Here is a 21,607-nt window from a genome sequence, read left to right as displayed (position 1 = left end):
CTTGTCCCGAAGGACAAGATCCGCTCGACTTGCATGTATTAGGCACGCCGCCAGCGTTCGTCCTGAGCCAGGATCAAACTCTCCAAATTGGTGTTTGAAATGCTCATTACTTTTTAATCGCTTTTTTCGCTTATCCCGAAGGATTTGCGAGGCAGTTATTACTCGTTGTTCAGTTTTCAAAGAGCAATCTTTTTTCTTTCGTCCCGGTGTGTTTTTTGGCCGGAATAAGAATATACCACGTATCTTTCTAGTATTGCAAGTCTTTTTTAAAATTAATTTATTATTTTCGACATATCATGACGCGCTTGAGAGGTTCTATGTGATCACATGCGAATAGATGGCTACGATAAAACGAGTATTTCTTTGAAAAATTCGATTCGGGCGTGCAAAGGTTTTGCTTCACTGAAATAGCCAGATTCTTTTAGGAACGATGATGGAACGAAGCGATAGCAGTTCTTTCTGGTTAATCCTAGGCGGTCTAAAATATCTATTCAGAAGATTAGGAAGAAACTTCATAAACACCTAGCAAGGAAAAAGCAGCCGACCATAGTTGTCGACTGCCTCTCTTGTCATCTTTGACCGCTCTTCATTGTAAGACTCGGGAGGAGATGAATGAGCTTGCCGCTGTTCATTCCTGCGGCAACCTCCAGAGTTTCTATTTCACTTCACAGAATGTATGTTCTGTAAAGTATTTTATGTTAATATTCTTCAGTTTGTATTTTGGAGCTCATCCAGAACATAAATTTTCACGGGCAGCAATAAAAAGCTCCGGGCAATGCAATAGCGGACGCCGCACCGGAAGAAGAAGCTGTATTGCTTAAGACGGGTGTTGAAAGAAAAAAGTATTAGACGGGATGGGTCATTAAACGGGCAGGAAAGTTAAAGAAATATCCCAAGTCAAGCGAATTAGTAAGACAAGTAAAAAAGCATTATGTGTCCTTTATAATCAATTCGACAAAAAATGAAATAATCTATCATTTTTGTGAGACATGAAGCGATAACATGCGTAAAAGAGCTGATTTATAATAGATATAGAAATCAAATGAAGAAGTAAAAGGGAGACGTTGAAATGCGTTTAGTATCTGGGCATCTTAAACGTAAGGAGTCAGTGATGCAACCGTCCCAAAATGAATGGGGGACATAAGATTATGGGACTTGTAAAATCAGAGGATAATCAGGACTTGGATTTGGAATGGGTAGCCCTAATAAAAAGCGCGCGATCAATGGGGTTTACGATAGAAGACGTGCGTAAAGTTTTTCTGTGCCTAAGTGATAAGGATGACACTCAAGAAACGGCTGTTTAATAACAAATAAAACGTTATTCGCGCTTACTCTTCCACTTATTAAATTCCAAAAATTCTTTAAACTGATCCTTACTGATACCAAAGGCCACAGCCTCTCTTACCAATTCGGACCATTCTTGTTCAAGATGTCCAACCTTTTGCTCAGACTGATCGATATTCAAAAATTCTTCAACTGTAACTTTCAATACAACGCTTACCTTTTTGAGAAACTGAATCGAAGGATTTTGTTGAAGCCCTCGTTCAATAGAGCTTAAGTAAGATTTCGCGACACCGGCTCTTTGGGAGAGCTCGGTCAGTGATAAGCCATTTCTCTTGCGTAGCATCTTAATACGTTCTCCGATCATTGCAACCCCCTCCGTCCTCACATTATTGTTGACTACTCTCTATTATAACGATATTTTTTATTTGAAACGAACATTAAGAAACCGCTTACAAATATAAGTGGATGATTCGAAATGGCAGAAAATATTTCTATGCTATATGATTCGGAGAGACCTGAGTGAATAAGGGTGTCACAGTGGTATTTCTCCATTTTCACTAGCGTTGCATTAGTATTATCATAATTTTGTCTTAATTTGTAGTGTGAGTCTTATGCAACGCTAGTGCCAGAAGAAAATAAAGTCTTAGACTGACGCTTTTTTCAATACATCATTTATTCAGTCTATTATTAAAACGTCTAAATTCGTTACGGCATACGTCCTGTTTCTCTATCCTTTATTTCAGCAATCGGCATGTAAAATGTGGAGGAACATGAAAAAGCGGCAAGGTCGTGATGACCCTGCCGCTTTTATTTTGGAATACGCCAAAACGATACAGAACCCGGCGCGAAGAGCGCGCTAACGGTTCGCGTTTAGCATCTGCGGTTTCTTCTTGTGTTGTATCGATTGCACTCGTCTGCTGCTACACAACCTCGCCCCGCACCTTGCGTCCGGTGAACTGGCTCTCGTACAAGTCGGCATAGAAGCCGCCCTTCGCGAGCAGTTCCTCGTGGGTACCGTGCTCGATGACGGTGCCGCGGTTCATGACGAGGATTAGATCGGCGTCACGGATCGTTGACAGCCGGTGCGCGATCACGAAGCTCGTGCGTCCCTGCATCAGCTCGTTCATCGCCCGCTGGATGTGGATCTCCGTCCGCGTGTCGACGCTGCTTGTCGCCTCGTCGAGGATGAGAATCGACGGATCGGCGAGAATCGCCCGGGCGATCGTTAGCAGCTGTTTTTGTCCCTGTGAAATGTTAGACGCTTCCTCGTTCAGCACCGTGTCGTACCCTTCAGGCAGCGTCCGGATAAAATGGTCTGCATACGCCGCTCTCGCCGCCTGCACGACCTCGGCCTCCGTCGCCCCGGCGCGTCCGTAGGCGATGTTGTCGCGGATCGTGCCGTTGAACAGCCACGTATCCTGGAGCACCATCCCGAAAAGACTACGCAGGTCGCCGCGCTTCAGCTCGGTAATGTTGACGCCGTCGACCGTAATGCGTCCGTCGCCGAGCTCGTAGAACCGCATCAGCAGATTGATGAGCGTCGTCTTGCCGGCGCCGGTCGGACCGACGATGGCGATCGTCTGGCCTGCGCGGACATCGATGCTCATATCCTCGATAAGCGGGATATCTCCGCTGTAGCCGAACTTCACATGCTCGAAGCGGACGTTGCCCTGCGGCATCAGCACGCCGCCGTCTGCAGCCGCCGGCGCCCTGCCGGGAAGGGCGACGCGAGCGGCGTTCACCGCCTCCGGTACTTCCTCCACCTCGTCAAGAAGCTCGAACACGCGCTCCGCCGAAGCGATCGTCGATTGAATAATATTGGCGATTTGCGCGGTTTGCGTGATTGGCATCGTAAATTGGCGGGAATACGAGATGAATGCCTGCACGTCACCGATTTCGATCGCCTTGCGCAGTACGAGAATGCCGCCTGCGACGCTGACGAGCACGTAGCCGATATTGCCGATGACGCCCATGATCGGCATGATCATGCCGGAGACAAACTGCGCGCGCCAGCCGGACTCGTACAGCTTCTCGTTCACGTCGTCGAACTGGCGGATCGATTTCGCTTCATGACCGAACGCTTTGACGATCGGGTGGCCGGTGTACATTTCCTCGACGTGGCCATTCAGCTCGCCAAGCGACTTCTGCTGGCCTTTAAAATACGTCTGCGATTTGCCGGCGATCATCTTGATCGCGATCATGCTGAGCGGCAGCGTCACGACCGTGATAAGTGTCATGAGCGGGCTAATCGTCAGCATCATGACGATAACGCCGATAAGCGTTACAATCGCGGTAATGAATTGCGTTAAACTCTGCTGCAGCGTGCCGCTGATGTTGTCGACGTCATTGACGGCGCGGCTCAGAATTTCCCCGTGCGTACGGGAGTCGTAGAACTTGAGCGGCAGCTTCGCCAGCTTCTCGTTCACGTCCTTGCGCAGATCGTAGACCGTTTTCTGGGCGACGCCGGCCATGACATACTGCTGAATGTAGCTGAACATCGCGCTGATCAGATAGAGACCCGCCAGAACGAGCAAAATGTCCCCAATATAACTGAAATCAATCGATGCACCCGGCACCTTATTGATAATGCCCATCATGCCCTCGAACAGCTCCGTTGTCGCCTTACCCATAATTTTCGGGCCGAGGATGGAGAAAACGGTGCTGAGCACGGCGGTGGCGAACACGACGATTAGCGAAAATTGATGCGGTTTCAAGTAGCCGAGCAATCGCCGTAAAGCGCCTTTGAAATCTTTTGCCTTCTGTACGGGCATCCCCATACCGGCCGGCCCTCCGCGCCCGGGTCCGAAGCCGAAACTGGCGGGCCCAATGCTTCCGCCAGGTCCGCCAGGTCCGCCAGGTCCGCCAGGCCGACCCGTTCCGCCGCCGGGCTCTCCCGTGCCCCCTTGGCCTTGCGGTCCGCGATGCTGCTCGCTCATGCGATCTCCTCCTCCGATAGCTGTGACAAGACGATTTCGCGGTATACATCGCACGACCGAAGCAGCTCGCGGTGGGTGCCGATGGCGGCGATTCGTCCTTCGTCGAGGACGATGATCCGGTCGGCGTTCATTACGGTGCTGACCCGTTGGGCGACGATGAGCACGGTCGATTCGGTCGTTTCGGCGCGCAGCGCTTCCCTCAGCATGGCATCGGTCTTGAAGTCGAGCGCGGAGAAGCTGTCATCGAACAAATAGATTCGCGCTTTGCGCACGAGCGCCCTGGCGATGGAAAGCCGCTGCTTCTGCCCGCCGGAGACGTTCGTTCCGCCCTGGGCGAGCACCGAATCGTAACCGTCCGGCATACCCGCGACGAAATCCGCTGCTTGCGCGACCCTGGCGGCATGCCACACTTCCTCTTCCGTTGCATCTTCTTTCCCGAAGCGGATATTGTTCGTGATCGTGCCGGTAAAGAGCAGCGCTTTCTGCGGTACGAGGCCGATCTGCGCCCGCAGCTGCTCCTGCGTCAACTCGCGGACGTCGACGCCGCCGATGTGGACGCTTCCCTCATTGACGTCATAGAAACGCGGGATGAGATTCAGCAGTGTCGATTTGCCCGAACCGGTGCCGCCGATAATAGCCGTCACTTCGCCGGGTTTCGCCGTAAACGAAATGTTTGACAGCGCCGGCATTTCCGCGCCCGGATAGTAGAAGCTGACGTTATCGAAAGCGACCGTGCCGGCGGCAACCGCCTTCTTCGATCCGTCGGCGGTATCCTTGATATCCGGATTCATATCCAGCACTTCGTTAATGCGGGCGGCCGACGCTGAAGCGCGCGGCACCATGACGAACATCATCGAGGCGAAAATAAGAGCGAACATGATCTGCCACGCGTACTGGATGAAGGCGATCAAGTCGCCGACTTCCATTTGGCCGCTTTCGATGCGCCTGCCCCCAAAGTAGATGAGCGCGATGCTCGCGAAGTTCAGGACGAGCATCATAACCGGCATGAGGCTCGCCATGAGGCGGTTTACTTTAATCGACGTCTCGGTCAAATCGGCGTTCGCGCCGTCGAACCGCTTCTGCTCATGGGCAGTCCGGTTGAACGAGCGGATGACGCGGATGCCGGTCAGATTCTCGCGCAGGACGAGATTCAGCTTATCGATTTTCGTCTGCATCGCCTTAAAGTGCGGCACGCTCCGGCTGACAATGGCAAAGATGAGCAGCGCAAGCAGCGGTACGACGGTGATGAGGACCCATGACAGCATGACGTCTTTGGACAATGCCATGATGATGCCGCCGAAGCACATGAGTGGTGCCATTACCATGACGCGCATGAGCATCGTCAGTACCATCTGCACCTGCGTAATGTCGTTCGTCGTTCGGGTAATGAGCGAGGCGGTGCCGATCTTGTCGAACTCATTTAGCGAGAACTGCTCCACGTGCGCGAACACGCGTCTGCGCAAATCACGCCCGAACCCGCCGGCTGCTTTTGCCGACATGTAGCTGGCGCCGATCGCGCAAACGCCGCCCAGCGTGGCAATAAGCAGCATCACGCCGCCGATCCGCCAAATGTAGGGGGTATCGCCGGTTACGACGCCTTTATCAATGATGTCCGCCATGAGCGTTGGCAAATAAAGATCGGATAACGTTTGAAGAAAGACGAGTACGAGGACAAAGATGACAGGAATGCGGTACGGCTTCATAAAACGAAACAGTTTCAACATGTTTTCTTGCTCACCTCATTCGGATGGGGTTTGGTCCGGCCTGTGGCACAGCGGCGACCGTTCGTTGTAGTACTGGAACACGTCATTAAGCATCTCGATCAGCAGATGGGTGCGCTCTTCGCCCAGATGACGGATCAAGTCTTTGGTCCCTTCATACATCGCGTCCAGGACCACCTTGATAATGCGCTGTCCTTCTTCGGACAGCTTGATTCGTACGACCCGCCTGTCTTGCGTGTCGGCGGTCCGCTCCACCAAGCCTCTGGCTTCGAGCACGTTGACCATCTGCGATACGGTGGGCTGGGTGACGCGCATAATCTGGCTGAGCACCGACGCCTTGAGACCGGTCGATCCCTCCTCCATGGAGCGGTGGAGAATAAATAGCATCATCGTCTCTGCCTGCGTGCATCCTTCTACCGGCTTCCGGCCGCTCAAGTTAATGTGACGCATCTGTCGGAATGATTGGATCAGGGCGTGGGACGTCTGGTTGTCATCGGTTGTCATGGTAGTTGCTCCTCTGATGATTAATTAAGCAAACTAAATTATTTACTTAGCTAACCTAAGTATATTTATGTCGGTTTGTCCTGTCAAGCGATTGAACTTCATATTTATATTCCCCCGGTATTACGCTAACGTACCCGTTAGTTTAACGAAACAAGTAGTTCTGCCCCTCCCTAGCACCCCAGGCTTATCTGTCCAATACAACTCCACGCAATGCCTCGGGTAGATCAAGAGGCATAGACCACCGCAGAAGGAATATGTTAAGTTCAGATGTTGCTCCCATCCTTAAATTCATTTACAGAATAGAGTTAATAAATTCTTGTGATGGTCCTTTATTATCTTTCCTTCTAATTTCTGTAAAATTATCGTTTGTGTATTCATTAATAATTTTCCTCCAAAAAATTTGTGCAGGGATATTCCAATCGAATTGGCTTACTCTCCAATTACCTGCAAATAAATTGAATACCTCAGTAGCTGCTTTTTTACCGATATTCTGTCTTCTAAATTTCCTAAGTATAAAAAAATGATTCAAATATACTATGTTTTCTTCAAGAATCATTCTTATAATTACAAAGCCTGCTAGCGTCCCATCCACTCTAATAAAATACAGGTGGAAGTTATCATCTTCGTACCAATTTCTTGAATCAAAATTCGTTACAAATAAACCATTCTCATTGATATCGTTACCACTTAGTTCAGACAGATCATAAGCTGCCAGTTCTACAAGATTGTTCAAAGAACCCAAACCATTTTCTTCAATCTTAACAATAGTTACTTCCAAATGACCACTTCCTTAATTATTACGGTTTTATTTGTTCCATTGAGATAGTTTTTAATTTATTCGAAGCTATCTAATAACTTCTATTTGTGAACTACGTTAGTAAGCACTAAATACTTTGAATTTTCCTCTCGCCGAAAAGGACTAACACTCATAAATATTCGTGAGAAACTTCGTATAACCTTTTAGATTTCTGTTGAGCTAATCTGCCCGTTAGCGTGGAAAAGGCAGCCGTTCGTTCGGGCCGGCTGCCTCAGTGTCTTTATTAAGCTATCGTACCCGTTAGTGCAACACATATCCAACTATAGCTTACTGCTTATTAAATTGCTCGGCGGCTTTTTCAGCTTTAAGCATTGACTGGTCATCAATGAAACCAGTATAGCATTGCTTTTTCTCATCATATCGATATACACGTCAAGGCACTTCCAGCGACCGACTATTAATTTTCCATTTATTACATTAAAAACTGTGAAACAATGTACACTAAAGGGACGTTTAGATTATGAACGAATCAAATAATGTAGGTGATGGTATGAGAAAATATTTATTTGTATTRCTGTCAGTAATACTTGTGATTAGCAGTTTTGKGGTAATTTTACCAAATAAGGCTTACGCTTGTTCTTGTGCTAACAACCCAGACCCTAAWACCGCATTAGAAAAAGCAGAAGCGGTTTTCGTAGGGAAAGTGATAAAGGTTAAGCAAGAACGRAAGCAACAAGGTGTTGTCGGGGCAATCGAGTACAGGGATGCTAACTTGTTTGRWGTTGATAGGGCATGGAAGGGCGTAAAGCAATCGCAAATTATCGTTTATGACTTKGGACATGATATGTCTTGYGGGTTCGTCTTTGAAGAAGGTAAGTCATATCTTGTTTATGTRTATAAGACYGATAACGGTGAGTTATATACAAGTTATTGCAGTCGTACTGCGGAATTATCAAATGCAGGAGAAGATTTGAAGCTGATAGGTGAGGGACAGGAAGTTGATAAGCAGGTAAACCTTGAAGGCGAGATGAAGCRGATTTCAAATAAGGATTATGATATGGAAATTTTCGTTGGGGGCATTGCGGTTGTATTAGCTATAGTATTTTTAATCGGTATRAAAATCAGAAGGAAGCATCAATAAAAGAGAAGTTCTATTAAAGAAACCACTCCATTGTCAGGAGTGGTTTTGTCTTATAAACTGATGTATATTTTGTGGTCAAACTGCACTTTGTGCTTAGATACATTGCGGGTTCGTCTTTGAAGAAGGTAAGTCATATCTTGTTTATGTATATAAGACCGATAACGGTGAGTTATATACAAGTTATTGCAGTCGTACTGCGGAATTATCAAATGCAGGAGAAGATTTGAAGCTGATAGGTGAGGGACAGGAAGTTGATAAGCAGGTAAACCTTGAAGGCGAGATGAAGCRGATTTCAAATAAGGATTATGATATGGAAATTTTCGTTGGGGGCATTGYGGTTGTATTAGCTATAGTATTTTTAATCGGTATRAAAATCAGAAGGAAGCATCAATAAAAGAGAAGTTCTATTAAAGAAACCACTCCATTGTCAGGAGTGGTTTTGTCTTATAAACTGATGTATATTTTGTGGTCAAACTGCACTTTGTGCTTAGATACATTACGGTGATTCGTATCGTAAATTGAAAAGGCACGTTTTGCACCGCGGCAGCTTGCTCCACTATCGTACCCGTTAGCGTAATAAAGTAGTGTATGCACCACATCGATTTTGTTTATTTTGAAAAAAATTGAATATCATCTAATGCACTATTAGCCTGACCTCTTACAAAATCATTAGTATCATTAAGTGCCTTTTTTACAATGGGTAAAACTTTTTCAGTTTCTAATTGTCCATGTATTCGTGCCAGATGGCCAAAGCAAAGTATAGCTATTCCTCTTACATTGTAATTACTATGATTGCTAAATTGTATACAAATGTCTTGTACCCACATCCAATCTTGTTCATTAAGAGCAAGTCCAAGCAAAGCATTTATGATCCTTTTGTCGTCTCCTAATTTCAATTCCTGAATTGCAAAATCTTTATCGTATTTCTGAATTTCTTCGTATTTTCCATTTTCCATTTGGGGACCCACTTTCATTTCAAATAACTGTTCTTTAAATTAAAGTATACCACTACCCGCTAAGTTAACCTGCCCGTTAGCGTGGAAAAGGCAGCCGTTCGTTCGGACCGGCTGCCTCAGTGTCTTTATTATGCTATCGTACCCGTAACGTAATCACTACTGGATTAAGAATCAAGTTTTAGCGTGTGATAGTTATTCTTTATGTAGTTGTAGCCAGAAAAGATAGTCAAGATTAATGCAATGTACATAAGTATTTGATCGATAGGAATTTCTGTGATGAAGCTGAAAGGGCCGTTATTTAACAAAACTGCTGAAATTGCAACAACTTGAAATACCATCTTTATTTTTCCATATTGATCAGCTTGTAAAGCAATTTTTTGAGAAGAGGCCACAATTCTAATTCCAGTAATTATGATTTCCCTTGCTATAATAGCAAAAGCGATCCAGGAGTATATTAAATGCTGGCTTACCATTAAGATCAACGCTGCTGAAATCAGCAATTTATCCGCTAATGGATCCAACAGCTTTCCAAGGTTCGTTATCTGATTGTATTTTCTTGCAATATGTCCATCTAATTTATCAGTGGCTGAGGCAAGTATAAATACTGCTGAGGCATAATAAATTCCATAGGAATCTACATGCTGTATGATAACAGATTTGTAGATTAGCCAATCCGGATATATGGGGAAGAATAGAATAAAAATGGGGATTAACAATATTCTTGCAATGGTAATTTTATTCGCTAAATTCATGGATTTCCTCCTTCACAGCATCTCACTCATTGTACCATATACTGGTACAATGAGTGAGAGATTATTACTCTATTCTGAAGGGCTACCACGCAGCAGCCCTCTCGGGGTTCAACTATCGTATCCGTTAGCTTAATCGCTTTCGCTTGCACCTTTGCTGATACTCGGAATAAATTATTCCTCGGTCGTCTGCAGATCAATTTTAACCTTCGCGCAAAGTGGAGCTGAAGGAGCAAATTAGTGCAATAAGAGAAAAATTCACTTTTACTTTATGCAACTGTATTACTGATAATCGTCAGAAAACCGTTCTTTGAGGCGGTATCAATTAACACATTAATGGATTGTAATGCCGTATTGCTAAACAAATACCATTCATCTTCAGAAGCGTCATATATCAAAACCTCTGGGTATCCTGATAAAGTTTCAGCTGGAAAAGAACGATTTAGAGTATAAATATCAAAACGTACCATGCTGTTCCCTTTGTGGTCTACAAAATCGTATTGTCCATGTTTATAATAAGACCCAGGTATGTCAAGATTCAGATTCCAAGAGTAGTTAGCAGGAGCTTCTACCTTTCTACCTTTGTTTTCTACAAAAATATTATAAATTGTTTCGTTATATGCGTTCCCATTAATTTGCTGTACTATGCCGCCCATAGTCATATGGTATTCGTGTTGTAATGCTTTTACTTGTACAGCATCTATGACCAATGGCTTTGTATCGACAGTTACTGTAAATTTGCTGTAATTGACATTGCATCCAAACGTCTCTGCGATAAAGCGAAGTGGAACGATTATGCGATTATTTTTTATGTATGGTTTTACATCAAGAAGTATCTTTTTACCGTTCTTCTCCGCTGTACTGCTGTTCAGATTTAATATTACTTTCATATTGCTTTTTGTGAGAGTAACTTTGGAATTCGACCAATCGACATTAGCTCCCAAATTTTCACTAATAACACGTAGAGGCACCATTGTACGATTGTTCTTAATTTCGGGCTTCACATCAGATGCAATAGCAAAACCGTCAACTTTTATTTGAATTTCTGCTGCATAAGTAGTTGACGATGAAATAAATAGAAAGATTGCAAGAAAAACCCCAAAGAATGCTTTTTTCATAAATGATGGCTCCTTTTTGGTTTAATTTGGTGAACAGTAACTTTCCCCATATTAAGACGCAACTGGATTAAATTTGTTGCGCTTTCCTGCCCGATAGTTGAGCAGGCTGCCGATGCCGGCAGCCTGTCGTCATGGAGTTATCGTACCCGTTAGCGTAACAAAGCGTATCGAAATGTGACACCTTCACAAAGCTAGAAAGTTATTGATAAACAATACACTCTAAAGGATATTCAAAAACTATGCTGTCCGTTAGCGGACGCATCGTCAGTCTAATACATTATTTTTTCTAGACAGTACTTACTCATGAATATTACGGCAGCACGTTTGTTTTAGAAAGGATGATATTGTGCATCATTTCCCAGTCGGGAATGGGATCAAGTTCTTGACATTACTTAATGATATGAACTGGATCCCATTAATCAAAAAAGTCGCGAGTTACGCGACTTTTAATGGGCCCATGTTCTTGACTTCCGACATGGTCACACACACCGTTCCAATGACAAGAACTTATCCCATAAATGAAAAAAGCCGCTATTTTAGCGACTTTTAATGTTCTTGTCGTCCCGACAGCCGTGCATTAGTTAAGCACGCCGAGGGGTCGATGCCTCCCACCGACATAGCTATAGGTACAGGTATGTAGACAATGTCTCCTGATTTATGTCGTTTAAGTACAATGTCCCTACATTTGTGCGTTTCGCAACGACAAAAAAGTCCTGACATAAAAACAAAAAAAGCTTGATTCCTCAAGCTTTTTTTGCGTCCAGTTATGTCCCCGCTTTTGTGTCCTTAGACATGAAGCAGCGCCAAAACCGTTCGATGGCAATATTATCGGTTGCACGACCTTTACCATCCATACTAATGCGAACGTTGTTCTCCTTCAGCAAATCAATGTACTGTAGACTCGTAAAATGGCTCCCTTGATCACACATTCTATAAATCTGTCGTGTTTTTAAATTTGTTCTAAGTTTTAGTACCATCTTTGAAATTAACAGGGACAGATTCTTTAATTAAAAAATACTTTCCCTGATTAGTTTTTTCTTGAAACCATATAGCCTCAAAGGTAATATTTGTAATTTTATTAACTTGCAAATATTCTTTGGGTATTTTAACCATATATTTAAATGTATTACCGCTTCTATCGATCTCTGGCTGTTTAATTTTTAATTGTTCAACAAATAATGTTGGAAGTAGCACCTTAATTTCTAAGTCATTTAACCTATCAAGAGTAATATCACTGGTATATTCAAGCATTTGATTGATGAAACTATGTGCGTTTATTACATGACTTTCCATATCCGGCTTATTTAAGGGCATTTTCCATTCTTCTAAATAATGTGTCCCAGTATAAAGACGAAGTATTTCACCGCTTTCTAATATAACTTGCATAATATTGAATTCAGGAACAAATTCACCTATTTGGAATGTTAATTTATTATTATGAAATGATAATATTTCGATGTTTTTGGTTACTAGCTTTTCATTTAAATAAAGAAAGGCCTGTTGAATCCCTATCTTTTCTATTTGAAAAGGAAAATAAATGGTGAACTGCTGCAACGGCTCGTGATAAAATAAATAATTAATCTCGTGTTCCAGCATTTTACTAACTTCTTCGTAATTTATTGATTTAGAATCTATCTTCTTAACAGCTTCGTTTTCTTTTACTACTGTAGTATTGTTTATGCAGCCGACTAAACTAATAACAACCAGTAACAAAATAAGGCTTTTCTTTATATCCATATTAAATCTCCTTATATCATCTACTATATTATTACTTGGCTTGATAAAGGACACAAATACATATTCCCGCAAAATATATAGATCATCAAGTTCAATCCGCCCATATCGCTAACAGGCAATGACAAACATTTTTCTTTGAAGTTTATGATACTTCACTATTATAGCTTTTATTCTAAACTGAGTTGCAACTTAGAAACTTACTTAATAATTTAATAGCGTTGCTACTATAATTAGCTAGCAACGCTATTCACTAATTTACAACTTAAGTGTTCGGGTTACCCCAAAACCATTGCTCTACACCTGCACTATCATGGCTTGATGCATAATAGATTGGGTTGGAAAACAAACCATCATGAGTATATTCATAATTTCTTTGTAAGACTTTGTTAGCGCTTTTTAATTCATACGAATAGTATTTCTGTGGGACTACTGTATAAGTAACTTTTTTACCCCACTCCTTACCAATGGTTATAGACATCGAAGCCTGCGCCACTGTTGCGAAATTGTATTCTGCCGAACCAGTTATTGATGCATTTGTAAATGATGAGGTTTCCAAAACTACCGAAGTAGGAACCGTTCCATAGAAATTCATACGATGCCAATCATGCCCTGTATAATAATAAGAGCTACCAGTCTGAGTCCATGAGTTCCAACCTTGTACCGTAACATCATCTTTTGTTGTTTTTTCTTTACCTGAATTTTCCTTTTGGATGTTATCCAGTTTTTTAATATCTTTTTCTGAAAGCACTGGGATGTTGTCAATATAAAGCTGGTCATTAATTGTAACCTCTTGTGGAGCGTAATTGTGAAATACATCTTCTGTAGCAAAAACTGACGTGCTGATGCTTAATGAAAGTAAAAGCCCACTTGCTACTGTCAAAATCTTTTTCATGAATAGACCTCCAAGTTTTATATATAAAGAGTCGGCGCCTACTCTTTACAACAAGGTTCAATACTGCAGGGCGTCTTTGACGCTAATCAAACCATTACCATAGGAATATGTATCTCCTAAATTTCTAGCTGAGTTTCTCAATTTAGTTCGAATTTCTAAATTATCCATTTGAATATCGGCAGACCATATTATTGCCGCAGCGCCAGTTGCATAAGCGGAAGCCATAGATGTCCCGCTACTAGTTCTATAGCCGCCAATGGCAGTGCTTAAAATATCGACCCCTGGTGCGACCAGTTCTAAATCATATCCAACACTCGATAACACATACCTTTTATTGAGTTGGTCAATAGCTCCTACTGCAATTACATTTTCAAAAGCTGCTGGATATCCGATGTTAGAGGTAGGACTATATCCGTTATTACCTGCTGATGCTACTAACAATATTCCAGCACTATAAAGTCAATTGTGTTGCGTAACATTACCCATTTGCAACCGATTTGATGCCGTGATGCAACACAATTTTGCGTGTAATGGTCGAATCAGTATGCAACACAATTGCTAACGTACGATTTTCGCGTTCTGCTGGCCCTACCCCTCTTTGAAGTTCTCGGCGATGATCCGGATGGAGTACGTCTTGCTTCTGGACTCTGGTTTGTAGCAGCCATCGCGTAACGGGCATAAGCCGAACAATGTAATTAGTGCAGCTGCAATTTTTGTGTTCAAAACTTCTAAACGTTGTAAATCGGCGTTTTGCTGGCAGAAACTTAGAGTAACATCTGTACTAATATTAATAAATAGTGCATATTGTCCATTAAATTACACTAATATCTTTTATAACCTGAATTTAATTAATGTATATAGTTATATCTGACTATTTTAAATCGATGTATATAAGAGATAATGACGTTTTATGTCTAAAATATTATCTCTTTATTACCAGATATATGTGTTAAACTATATGCTGTTATTACAGATTAATTTAGGGGGAGATAATTTAAATGTTTAAAATTACTTCTTAATCTTTTTTTATTAATTAGTTTATTTATTATTGATTTAAATGGAATTATTGCTTATAAGGAATCTAATATAATTTAGGGAGAGATAAATTTGAAAAGAGTATTGGTATCCATATTCTCAACAATTATTGTTATACTTACTCTCATCTCAACAACTAGCTCTGCAGCAGGATACAAAGCTCAGCACAGTACAGCTGCTCACAAAAAGAGTTACTTTGTTGCGTTTAACTCAAACGTAGATACTAATATAGTAAAGGCACATGGAGGAGAAATTAAAAGGCATTATAAATACATGCCTCTTATAGTGGCTAAACTATCAGACGCTGCGGCTCAAGCTCTTTCAAATAATCCTAATATCGAGTATATAGAAGAAGATGGAATGGTTCAGGCCATTGGTCAAGAGACACCGTGGGGAATTTTAGATGTAAACGGAATCGATGCTCAGCAATTAGGGGTCACTGGTACAGGAATAAATGTTGGGGTTATAGATACAGGAATTGATTACAATCATGAAGATCTTCAAGTTAAAGGTGGCGTTTCCTTTGTTGAAGGAACCTCGAGTTATATGGACGATAATGGACATGGGACTCATGTAGCTGGTACAATCGCTGCCGTTAATAATATGTCTGGAGTAATTGGTGTCTCCCCTCAAGTAAATCTTTATGCAATTAAGGCAATAGATCAATATCGAAATGGGAGTTACAGTGATGTAGTGTCAGGCATAGAGTGGTCCATATCAAATCATATGGATATTATTAATATGAGTATTGGTGGTAGTACTGCATCTCGTACCTTACAAAAGGCTATAGATCATGCATATAATTCGGGTATTCTTCTTTTAGCTGCAGCTGGCAATAGTGGTTATGATAAAAGGGGGACAATTCAATACCCTGCTAAATATAACTCAGTTATTGCCGTAGGCGCTGTAGATCAGCAGAACAGCAGAGCGACATTTTCCAGTGTCGGAAAAGAGCTAGAATTAATGGCTCCAGGAATGAGTATTCTAAGTACAGTTCCCGGTGGGTATGGTTATGATAGTGGAACTTCAATGGCATCTTCGCATGTTACAGGAGTTGCAGCACTAGTATGGGAAGTTAACCCCGAATTATCCAATTTCCAGATACGAAAAATATTAAATGAATCTGCTACAGTGTTAGGAGATACCTTCTATTATGGGAATGGATTAGTTAACGCATATAAAGCTGTAAATAATGCAAAAACTGCTTTAACAGTAAATTAATTTAGGATGGAATTTGTTAAGTGAGATTTAAAAAACAATTGTTCAATGGAGCTGCGGATACAGCTCGTTACATTCTCCGAACTAATCACAAACACCAGGATAAAATCCTGGTGTTTGCCTTTTGGAACGAGAAAAACAGCTCGGTGGCAGTCTCTATTCCCAAGCTGTAAATAGTAGATCATCTAAGATTTCGATTTCGCTATCTTGATCGAGCATCACCTAAATGCAATTCTGTCGCGTAATCAAGTAGGTTATGCGCTACGGATGCAGCGGTTGAAAGCGACCAGGAGCGGAGCAGCCTGCGGCGGCCGATGAACGCGAATGCCACCGGTGCTCCTGCCTATGGGCATGCTGCCGGAGAGTATCGGAGGCATGATGCCCTGCCCTGCTACGTTAGCCTTGATTGGAGCAAAGCGGAAATGAAGGATAGAGCTCTACCCTCATGCCTTTATCTTTCGAGAATGGCCGTTTGGATGACCCGAGAAGACAATTTTTCATAAAACTGGCGCAGGCCCACAACTCCGTGTCTATCCCAAAAACTATCGTAACACTTTCCTAGTCGCAGCCAAGCCAACCATAATAGCAAAAAAAAAAGCTTGCCTGCCGGCGTGCTGGTATCTACTCCCAGTGTGATGATCTGCAGACTAATTCCTCTTTCCTTAAGATCATGCGAAAGCTCGATTAACTGCTTAGTCGTCCGACCAAGGCGATCCAATTTCCAGATGACTAATGTATCCCCGGAACGCAAGTACTCCAAGCAGCGTGCTAACTCAGGTCGATCACTTTTCTTCCCGGAGACCTTTTCCTCGAAAATACGTTTACATCCGGATGCCTTTAAAGAATCGATTTGTAAATCCATGGTCTGATCGGCAGTCGAAACACGTGCATACCCAACTTTAGTCATTTCCCACTCCCCTTTTGTCTATTAAACCTTCGATTAGTGTATTTAATACACCTTGAATAATAGACGATTTAATAGACTAAAACAATGATCATTTTGGGGCATTTTAAGCTAAGGTATAAAAAGTCTAAAAAACGATCGTTATATAGACAGTCGGCGCAGTGCATATCATTACAAAATACGAACAAACCCAACACCATAATTAATTGGTATTGGGCTTGTTCATAGAAGTTCAGGATGACATAATGATGTTATGGCGCTTTTATTCAGTGAAGATAAAGTTTTAGACTGAATCTCAAGTCAAGAAACATCTACAAGATCATTTAGACAAGAGGAAAATCTGTCATATATTTCGCCAATAATTAGGCATGAATTCTCAATTATTGTATTCCATTGAACATCAGTAAGATTAACATGGTTATGTCTGTACTTAAGATGCGCTATTCGACACCTCAATTCATAATATTTTTTTGCAGCATTCTCCTTAACTTGCTCAACTTCCATTTGTTCGTCCAAAACTCCGAGCGTTCCAATAATACTTTCAACAGCTGGAAAATTAGTTTCAATTAATTGAAATAATTTATTAATAATCGTGCTTTCAGCATATCTAAACCCAATTTGATTTAATCCTTGTTCGATTTTCGGAGTATCTACCCCTAGGCCATTCTTAAGGAGATCGATGTAATATACCGTAAATACTTTCTCTAAACATCTATAAAACTCTAAAAAACTATGCTCCCAATGATTTGATGTTAGAGCTCTTAATAAAACTTCAACAATGAATACACTGTTTATGTTTTCAATAAGTTTCTTCACTTCCATTAAACATGAGTCACTAAGTCCCAATACAATATCACTTTTTAAATTATTTATTTTTCCATCGATAACGAGACATGCATATATACGAATGAGATGATCTTTGTTTTCTATATCGTATATATCTGGATCGACTTCCCAAATCTCATATTCTTCGATGAAATATTTGATCTGTTCAAATGAATATCTACCATCATTGAGCCCGAATATTTGATCTATAAGTTGAAAATCCACACCCTCTAATCGCTTTATCTTTAAATATCTCTCCGAGACAACAGCTAATGATAACCCTTCAACTATTTCCTCATCAATAGAAGTAATCTTTCTACCAATTCCTTTTGCAAAACTTGTGTCCGGAACGTTATGTCCTGCAATCAATACAAATGAATTATTATGGTAATTAATACCGACAATTGTAGTGCTTTGCAAATAGATAACATTAGTAATTTTGCACCTTATAAAAGCATCGATATTTTCTCTTGGATACTTTGGATGCGGAGAAAGTCGTCTTTCTCTATTTATTACTCGCACTCTTTCCTCTTCCCCGATTTGCTCATAAAGTAAGTCAAATATATTTCGAATTGATTCAATAGCATTTCTATTCATACTAAAATGCTCTCCAATATGGCTCTAAGCTTACATACTCGTCCTTTTCAGCGAGTATTTCAGTCATACAATTTGTAAATCCCTTCCTCTCAACATCTCCAACTTTTGACTTCGGAAGAGTCATCAAATATTCATCCAAATAATCAAATGCAAAAAATCTTTTGAGGGCCTCGGGGTCTCCAGATAAAGAATCTATTTTTTGTATTAACCTCAGACAATTTTCTTCGAATAATACAATTGCTTTATCCCTCTCAGGTTTTTCCTTATCGCGCATAATTTTACCTATTATTAATTGAGTAGCTGCTACGATAAACCCAACTCTCGCAGGATGACTTGAGAAGAAACCTTTGCCGTCAAAAAACCTGCCTTTCACTTCAGTCAATTCTAAAAATTCACCAAATGTTAAATCTAGTTTGCACAGATTTGCAAATACTCTTATAAAGACATCAAATCCATCTTCTTTTTCTAAACTCTCAACCATATCTATTTTATGAAAATCCTCCGCAAGCTGCGTCTGTACATCTACTTTCTCTGTCCTAAGGTTAAAGGAAAGATAAAGTTCAACTATTTGGTTCTTATGGTACTCGCCAGCTGCAGTTCTCTTTCCATTGCTGTTAACATCAAATAGATTTACATTTCCATTTAACTCAGGGTATTCCTCAAACAGTTTCGCTTCCAACGTGTTTACGAGTGGGCTGTAAACAACTTCAATTTGTCTCCTTACATTCCAAGGTACTTGTCCCGTATTTAGAATCAACATTCTATATAATAATTTAACAACATTTGGCGACACCCATATCTCAACTCTGATCTCTCTGTCCTCATTGCCTTTAATATGATTCAAATATACATTACTTCTCTGCATTCCATCGACAATTGATACATTACTATACTCTTTTTCAGCGATAAACTCTAATAATTTGTCCGCTAACCCTTCTTTCTCTAATCCCCTAAGTTCTTCGTATTTATCCGTTTCAGTCATTAAACCCAGTACAACTGGAGGGAAAATTGCGCCCGCTATAAAATCTTTATTCATCCTATCTCGAATTCTAACAGCAGATGAGGAACGCGAAATAACCCCTCTTTGCCCTTCAATATTACCATTATTTTCAAAGGCCTTCTTAACAATCTGTGCATAGTCTTTTAATTTAATCTTAGTAATTATTGATATGCAGTTAGTTCTTCCATCATATTCTCGATCAAGCACTGTAATAGCCAAAATAAACAATCTCCATTCTCTGTAAATTAAGATAGCAATTCATTAACTTTTCCAAACAACTGCTGAAAACGTTCTATTGTTTTAGAATCAACTTTACTTGAGACTGGTGGTTTTACTGCTAAATGATTTGCAACAAGATAATGGTTAAACCCCCCACTTGGTCTTAACATAATCGATTTGGTTTTCAAGTACCTATTTAACCTGTCGACTATTCTCTCACCCTCTGGTAAATCAGCTTCGATAATCTCAACTCCATTTAATTCTTTACAGTACGCAGAATTAAACAAGGTGAGATACAATTTTGGTGACAACATGTCTTCTACGTCGCTACTTTGCAAAGACGAACTTTTAGACTTCTCATCTCTAAAACTTGCATAATTTAAGATATACTTGCTTCCAATTATTTTTCCCTTTACTAAAGACTCGAGCCGGACATCCGGCTTACTACTATAATCATGTAGAACAGTAATATCTAAATCATTTGCACCCAATAAAGCAATAAAAGTTACTAATTTATCCAATCCACCTGCAGGAATGATAGTTATCTCAGATGACAAGTAAGTTTTGTTCTTTGACTCGAGGAATGTAGAAAAATATTTCAAATATACAAGATCAGCTGGTCCCTCTACTAGTAAATTTTTCTTGGAAATAAATAAGTTCTGAGCAATAGTATAGCCCAAGGCGGCTTGAAGAGGAAATAATGTTTTTGGATCAGAAGACGAAATATTACTTGTTACTTTTGTTCCATCTTTTTGCTTGTCTTCTACCATGCGAACTTGATGTAATCGATCATTAGGAACCATGAATGGTGAATGTGTAGTATATATGATTTGATGATTCTTCGTTAAAGCATCTATATAATAAAGGAAATCAGCCTGAGCAAGTGCATGCAAACTTAACCCTGGTTCATCAAGAAGTAAAATAAGATCCTTCTTTGTTTTCATTTGTTCCTTAATACTATCAAACCAAACTATAAAACTAAAAAACCAAATGAACCCCTTACTTCTTTGATTAAAAGGAACTGTTACACGATGCCTACGATTCTTAATTCTAATGTATAAGTTATTTCCGCTGTTGTAAGGTGCTTGATCATTTGGATCTTGACGAATATCAAATTCAACGTCAAGTTCTTGATTTTGCCTCCAATATTCAAATACCTTATCGGTAATAGAGTTTGATATTGATTCTAGTTTAGCCTTAATATTTTCATACCCTGCAGAGTTATTAAGATCAGATAATTCAACACCCGCCATCTTTAACAAACTAAGAGCCGTCTTATCTTCATCCTTAAGAATATTTAGATCATTCTTACTCGCTTCAACCTTTCTTTGCAATTCAGGAAGATTAATCTTCCCCGATAACACTCTGTAGTCGTCAAAGTAGAGAAATTGAGGAATTTGAGGCTCTAAATGTTTTGTCCAAATGTATTGGTTAAGTAAGCTATTCCATTTATCATTTTCAGTAAACCTTTCCTTTAAAGTGTCAAAAAACTCCTGTTCTTCACTGTTTAGATCAAGATCTTGAAGACTATTTAGTAGGAAACGTACTGTTTCAGATTTACTAACAGATTCCCTTGTCTCTGTTGTTAATTTTGATTTTTTCACTAATTCACTCACGTATAGTTTTTCAGGTATGAACATGGAAACAGTATAGTTTTCATTATACTTATACTTTATTGTAAAAGAGAGGTCATTGATTAACTTGAAACCCAAATCTGAATTAATATCTTGAATTTCGGCGTCATTTAGCGTATAAGTCAATTCAGAGACTACAGCAGGGTTCACCGTATGTTCCTTCTCGTATGCATTCAAGCTTTTACGAGGATAATCCTCAGTAATATTGAACTTTACGGTTGACTCAACAGAAGCAGATTTGTGAAGAGCTTGTAAAAATGCGGTCTTTCCAGACTCGTTTTGTCCTACAAGTATAGTGACTTTGGGATCAATAGTTACTTCTCCACTGTCATCTATAGATTTAAATACATGAACTTGGGCATTGGATAGTAACATTTTAC

The 21,607-nt window shown here is 40.9% G+C and carries 18 protein-coding genes, 1 rRNA gene, 1 pseudogene and 1 riboswitch; of the genes and pseudogenes, 3 read left to right on the top strand and 17 right to left on the bottom strand.

Going from position 1 to position 21,607, the window contains the following annotated elements; all coding sequences use genetic code 11:
- Nucleotides 1-89 (bottom strand): 16S ribosomal RNA (locus tag ASG81_RS13015); the annotation flags it as partial.
- A 959-nt stretch (nucleotides 90-1,048) separates the two neighbouring features.
- A riboswitch (cyclic di-GMP riboswitch) is annotated at nucleotides 1,049-1,130 on the top strand.
- Here ASG81_RS13015 and ASG81_RS30860 point away from each other — a divergent pair.
- On the top strand, nucleotides 1,128-1,304 hold the full coding sequence (locus ASG81_RS30860) for an anti-repressor SinI family protein (RefSeq protein WP_327205166.1): 177 nt from the start codon (nucleotides 1,128-1,130) through the stop codon (nucleotides 1,302-1,304). It overlaps the preceding riboswitch by 3 nt.
- A gap of 14 nt (nucleotides 1,305-1,318) precedes the next feature.
- Here ASG81_RS30860 and ASG81_RS13010 read toward each other — a convergent pair whose 3' ends face one another.
- The 5 genes from ASG81_RS13010 to ASG81_RS12990 form a co-directional block, all read right to left on the bottom strand.
- Nucleotides 1,319-1,648 carry a helix-turn-helix domain-containing protein gene (locus ASG81_RS13010; protein ID WP_056634529.1) on the bottom strand — a complete coding sequence of 110 codons (330 nt, stop codon included), beginning with the start codon at nucleotides 1,646-1,648 and terminating at the stop codon, nucleotides 1,319-1,321.
- Nucleotides 1,649-2,204: 556 nt separating this feature from the next.
- Nucleotides 2,205-4,220 (bottom strand): ABC transporter ATP-binding protein, encoded by a 2,016-nt coding sequence (locus ASG81_RS13005; protein WP_081417313.1) that lies wholly within the window; start codon nucleotides 4,218-4,220, stop codon nucleotides 2,205-2,207.
- Nucleotides 4,217-5,944 (bottom strand): ABC transporter ATP-binding protein, encoded by a 1,728-nt coding sequence (locus ASG81_RS13000; protein WP_056634526.1) that lies wholly within the window; start codon nucleotides 5,942-5,944, stop codon nucleotides 4,217-4,219. Before ASG81_RS13000 ends, ASG81_RS13005 begins: the two co-directional genes overlap by 4 nt.
- Nucleotides 5,945-5,959: 15 nt before the next feature.
- Nucleotides 5,960-6,445, bottom strand: coding sequence for a MarR family winged helix-turn-helix transcriptional regulator (locus tag ASG81_RS12995; RefSeq protein ID WP_056634523.1), 486 nt, complete (start codon nucleotides 6,443-6,445; stop codon nucleotides 5,960-5,962).
- A 292-nt stretch (nucleotides 6,446-6,737) separates the two neighbouring features.
- Nucleotides 6,738-7,223 (bottom strand): GNAT family N-acetyltransferase, encoded by a 486-nt coding sequence (locus tag ASG81_RS12990; RefSeq protein WP_056634520.1) that lies wholly within the window; start codon nucleotides 7,221-7,223, stop codon nucleotides 6,738-6,740.
- A gap of 499 nt (nucleotides 7,224-7,722) precedes the next feature.
- On the opposite strand from ASG81_RS12990, the gene ASG81_RS12985 reads away from it, so the two are divergent.
- Entirely contained in the window at nucleotides 7,723-8,343 is a 621-nt protein-coding gene (locus ASG81_RS12985; RefSeq protein WP_056634518.1) for a hypothetical protein, read from the top strand.
- 608 nt (nucleotides 8,344-8,951) lie between these two features.
- On the opposite strand, the gene ASG81_RS12980 is transcribed toward ASG81_RS12985, so the two are convergent.
- From ASG81_RS12980 to ASG81_RS12955, 7 genes and pseudogenes are all read right to left on the bottom strand, one after another.
- Nucleotides 8,952-9,299: a HEAT repeat domain-containing protein gene (locus ASG81_RS12980; RefSeq protein ID WP_056634515.1), complete on the bottom strand. Its 348-nt coding sequence runs from the start codon at nucleotides 9,297-9,299 to the stop codon at nucleotides 8,952-8,954.
- A 164-nt stretch (nucleotides 9,300-9,463) separates the two neighbouring features.
- Entirely contained in the window at nucleotides 9,464-10,051 is a 588-nt protein-coding gene (pgsA, locus tag ASG81_RS12975; RefSeq protein ID WP_056634512.1) for a CDP-diacylglycerol--glycerol-3-phosphate 3-phosphatidyltransferase, read from the bottom strand.
- A gap of 266 nt (nucleotides 10,052-10,317) precedes the next feature.
- Nucleotides 10,318-11,166: a copper amine oxidase N-terminal domain-containing protein gene (locus ASG81_RS12970; RefSeq protein WP_056634509.1), complete on the bottom strand. Its 849-nt coding sequence runs from the start codon at nucleotides 11,164-11,166 to the stop codon at nucleotides 10,318-10,320.
- An 800-nt stretch (nucleotides 11,167-11,966) separates the two neighbouring features.
- Nucleotides 11,967-12,089: pseudogene (locus tag ASG81_RS32765) on the bottom strand (IS3 family transposase); the annotation flags it as partial.
- A 37-nt stretch (nucleotides 12,090-12,126) separates the two neighbouring features.
- Nucleotides 12,127-12,903, bottom strand: a complete 777-nt coding sequence (locus tag ASG81_RS12965) for a hypothetical protein (protein WP_056634506.1) — start codon at nucleotides 12,901-12,903, stop codon at nucleotides 12,127-12,129.
- A 262-nt stretch (nucleotides 12,904-13,165) separates the two neighbouring features.
- Complete coding sequence (locus tag ASG81_RS12960) at nucleotides 13,166-13,795, bottom strand: hypothetical protein (protein ID WP_056634502.1); 630 nt, start codon at nucleotides 13,793-13,795, stop codon at nucleotides 13,166-13,168.
- A 57-nt stretch (nucleotides 13,796-13,852) separates the two neighbouring features.
- Nucleotides 13,853-14,236 carry a S8 family serine peptidase gene (locus ASG81_RS12955; protein ID WP_056634499.1) on the bottom strand — a complete coding sequence of 128 codons (384 nt, stop codon included), beginning with the start codon at nucleotides 14,234-14,236 and terminating at the stop codon, nucleotides 13,853-13,855.
- Between the two features lie 666 nt (nucleotides 14,237-14,902).
- Between ASG81_RS12955 and ASG81_RS12950 the strand changes: the two genes are divergently transcribed.
- Entirely contained in the window at nucleotides 14,903-16,051 is a 1,149-nt protein-coding gene (locus tag ASG81_RS12950) for a S8 family peptidase (protein WP_235548855.1), read from the top strand.
- Between the two features lie 448 nt (nucleotides 16,052-16,499).
- Here ASG81_RS12950 and ASG81_RS12945 read toward each other — a convergent pair whose 3' ends face one another.
- The 4 genes from ASG81_RS12945 to ASG81_RS12930 form a co-directional block, all read right to left on the bottom strand.
- Entirely contained in the window at nucleotides 16,500-16,955 is a 456-nt protein-coding gene (locus ASG81_RS12945) for a recombinase family protein (protein WP_056634496.1), read from the bottom strand.
- A 297-nt stretch (nucleotides 16,956-17,252) separates the two neighbouring features.
- Entirely contained in the window at nucleotides 17,253-18,374 is a 1,122-nt protein-coding gene (locus tag ASG81_RS12940; protein ID WP_056634493.1) for a hypothetical protein, read from the bottom strand.
- A 1-nt stretch (nucleotide 18,375) separates the two neighbouring features.
- Entirely contained in the window at nucleotides 18,376-19,593 is a 1,218-nt protein-coding gene (locus ASG81_RS12935; protein WP_056634490.1) for a hypothetical protein, read from the bottom strand.
- Nucleotides 19,594-19,619: 26 nt separating this feature from the next.
- The gene (locus tag ASG81_RS12930; RefSeq protein ID WP_056634488.1) at nucleotides 19,620-21,602 is read right to left on the bottom strand and encodes an AAA family ATPase; all 1,983 of its coding nucleotides are present in this window, start codon (nucleotides 21,600-21,602) and stop codon (nucleotides 19,620-19,622) included.
- Nucleotides 21,603-21,607 lie beyond the last annotated feature (5 nt).

It is taken from the genome of Paenibacillus sp. Soil522 (assembly GCF_001428245.1).
GTDB lineage: Bacteria > Bacillota > Bacilli > Paenibacillales > Paenibacillaceae > Pristimantibacillus.
Note: the sequence above shows the minus strand (reverse complement) of the source record. Positions and strands in the feature narration are given on the sequence as shown.